The organism is Terrihabitans rhizophilus, assembly GCF_033898525.1.
GTDB classification, from domain to species: Bacteria; Pseudomonadota; Alphaproteobacteria; order Rhizobiales; family Methylopilaceae; genus Flaviflagellibacter; species Flaviflagellibacter rhizophilus.
The window spans coordinates 2,501-5,597 of sequence record NZ_JAXAFJ010000017.1; the positions used below are offsets into that span (position 1 = coordinate 2,501).

General features: G+C 54.6%; 1 tRNA gene and 2 rRNA genes (1 of these 3 only partly in view). All 3 read left to right on the forward strand.

Annotation, left to right across the window (positions count from 1 at the left end):
• Nucleotides 1-2,702, forward strand: a 23S ribosomal RNA gene (locus SCD90_RS16495) (it extends 109 nt beyond the left edge of the window).
• Between the two features lie 75 nt (nt 2,703-2,777).
• Nucleotides 2,778-2,891 (forward strand): 5S ribosomal RNA (rrf, locus tag SCD90_RS16500).
• Between the two features lie 83 nt (nt 2,892-2,974).
• Nucleotides 2,975-3,051: transfer RNA gene (locus tag SCD90_RS16505), tRNA-Met, on the forward strand.
• Nucleotides 3,052-3,097 lie beyond the last annotated feature (46 nt).

The window sequence follows — 3,097 nt, forward strand, 5'->3', positions numbered from 1 at the left end:
GATTTCCGAATGGGGAAACCCACCTTCGATATCTTGAACTCTGATGCCGTCAGCGATGGCGGGATCGGACTTCAAGGTATCACGAGAAGGTATTCAATCCTGAATACATAGGGGTTGAAAGCGAACCCGGGGAACTGAAACATCTAAGTACCCGGAGGAAAGGACATCAACCGAGACTCCGCTAGTAGTGGCGAGCGAACGCGGACCAGGCCAGTGCTTCAATGAGAGTAACCGGAACCGTTCAGGAAAGGCGGGCCATAGTGGGTGATAGCCCCGTACGGATAAATGCTCATTGAAGACTTGAGTAAGGCGGGACACGTGAAATCCTGTCTGAACATGGGGGGACCACCCTCCAAGCCTAAGTACTCCTTAGCGACCGATAGCGAACAAGTACCGTGAGGGAAAGGTGAAAAGCACCCCGACGAGGGGAGTGAAACAGTTCCTGAAACCGGATGCCTACAAACAGTAGGAGCCCAAGGTTCGTCCTGGGTGACTGCGTACCTTTTGTATAATGGGTCAGCGACTTAGTCTGACGAGCAAGCTTAAGCCGCTAGGCGTAGGCGAAGCGAAAGCGAGTCTGAACAGGGCGTTCAGTTCGTCGGATTAGACCCGAACCCAGGTGATCTAGCCATGAGCAGGCTGAAGGTGCGGTAACACGCACTGAAGGGCCGAACCGGTGTCTGTTGAAAAAGACTCGGATGACTTGTGGCTAGGGGTGAAAGGCCAATCAAACCTGGAAATAGCTGGTTCTCCGCGAAATCTATTTAGGTAGAGCCTCGCATGTATGCTCCCGGGGGTAGAGCACTGGATGGGCTAGGGCCTCTTACCGAGGTACCAAACCTAACCAAACTCCGAATACCGGGAAGACTTATGCGGGAGACACACGGCGGGTGCTAACGTCCGTCGTGGAGAGGGAAACAACCCTGACCAACAGCTAAGGTCCCCAAATCATGGCTAAGTGTGAAAGGATGTGAGAATCCCAAAACAACCAGGAGGTTGGCTTAGAAGCAGCCATCCTTTAAAGAAAGCGTAACAGCTCACTGGTCTAAATAAGGGTTCTTGCGCCGAAAATGTAACGGGGCTCAAGCCATGTACCGAAGCTTTGGGTTTACGTGCCTTGCACGTAAGCGGTAGCGGAGCGTTCCGTAAGCCTGCGAAGGAGGATCCGTGAGGACCTCTGGAGGTATCGGAAGTGCGAATGCTGACATGAGTAACGATCAGGGGTGTGAAAGACACCCCCGCCGAAAGACCAAGGGTTCCTGCGTAAAGCTAATCTGCGCAGGGTTAGCCGGCCCCTAAGGCGAGGCCGAAAGGCGTAGTCGATGGGAATGGGGCGAATATTCCCCAGCCAGTGGAAGGTGACGGATCCCGTATGTTGTTTGTCCTTATTGGATTGGACAGGCCTCGAAGGGGTTCCAGGAAATAGCCTCCACATCAGACCGTACCCGAAACCGACACAGGTGGTCAGGTAGAGTATACCAAGGCGTTTGAGAGAACTACACTGAAGGAACTCGGCAATCTACCTCCGTAACTTCGGGATAAGGAGGCCTCTGACTTGGGCAACCAGGTTGGAGGGACACAAACCAGGGGGTGGCGACTGTTTACCTAAAACACAGGGCTCTGCGAAACCGTAAGGTGACGTATAGGGTCTGACGCCTGCCCGGTGCCGGAAGGTTAAAAGGAGGGGTGCAAGCTCTGAATTGAAGCCCCGGTAAACGGCGGCCGTAACTATAACGGTCCTAAGGTAGCGAAATTCCTTGTCGGGTAAGTTCCGACCTGCACGAATGGCGTAACGACTTCCCCGCTGTCTCCAGTGTAGACTCAGTGAAATTGAATTCCCCGTGAAGATGCGGGGTTCCTGCGGTCAGACGGAAAGACCCCGTGCACCTTTACTGTAGCTTTGCGCTGGCGTTTGTGTTGGCATGTGTAGGATAGGTGGTAGGCTTTGAAGCCGGAGCGCCAGCTCTGGTGGAGCCATCCTTGAAATACCACCCTTGTAAATACGAACGTCTAACTGCGAGCCGTTATCCGGCTCCAGGACCGCGCATGGTAGGCAGTTTGACTGGGGCGGTCGCCTCCCAAAGAGTAACGGAGGCGCGCGATGGTGGGCTCAGACCGGTCGGAAATCGGTCGTTGAGTGCAATGGCATAAGCCTGCCTGACTGCGAGACTGACAAGTCGAGCAGAGACGAAAGTCGGTCATAGTGATCCGGTGGTTCCACGTGGACGGGCCATCGCTCAACGAATAAAAGGTACGCCGGGGATAACAGGCTGATGATTCCCAAGAGTCCATATCGACGGAATCGTTTGGCACCTCGATGTCGGCTCATCACATCCTGGGGCTGAAGTAGGTCCCAAGGGTTCGGCTGTTCGCCGATTAAAGTGGTACGTGAGCTGGGTTCAGAACGTCGTGAGACAGTTCGGTCCCTATCTGCCGTGGGTGTAGGAAGCTTGAGAGGATTTGTCCCTAGTACGAGAGGACCGGGATGAACGTACCTCTGGTGGACCTGTTGTGGCGCCAGCCGCATTGCAGGGTAGCTATGTACGGACGGGATAACCGCTGAAAGCATCTAAGCGGGAAACCCACCTCAAAACGAGGCCTCCCTTGAGAGCCGTGGAAGACGACCACGTTGATAGGCCGGGTGTGGAAGTGCGGTGACGCATGAAGCTTACCGGTACTAATTGCTCGATAGGCTTGATCGCTCTCATTACCGATGTCCGTCATCGGTCAGCGATCACATAAGAAAATCTCAGCTTGCTTCATCTGTTCTTTGCCGGCCTGGTGGCTTGGCGAGGAGAAAAAACCCGTTCCCATCCCGAACACGGCCGTTAAGCTCCTCTGCGCCAATGGTACTTTGTCTTAAGGCACGGGAGAGTAGGTCACTGCCAGGCCTGCAAAGAACAGATCGCTCATTCACGATGCCACACACAACCTCACCATAGGGACCGGAGCCCAAAGGTGATGCACCGCTCGACGCGGGATGGAGCAGCCCGGTAGCTCGTCAGGCTCATAACCTGAAGGTCACAGGTTCAAATCCTGTTCCCGCAACCAAATCAAAACCAAAAAGCCCGCCCCACAAAGGCGGGCTTTTCGGCGT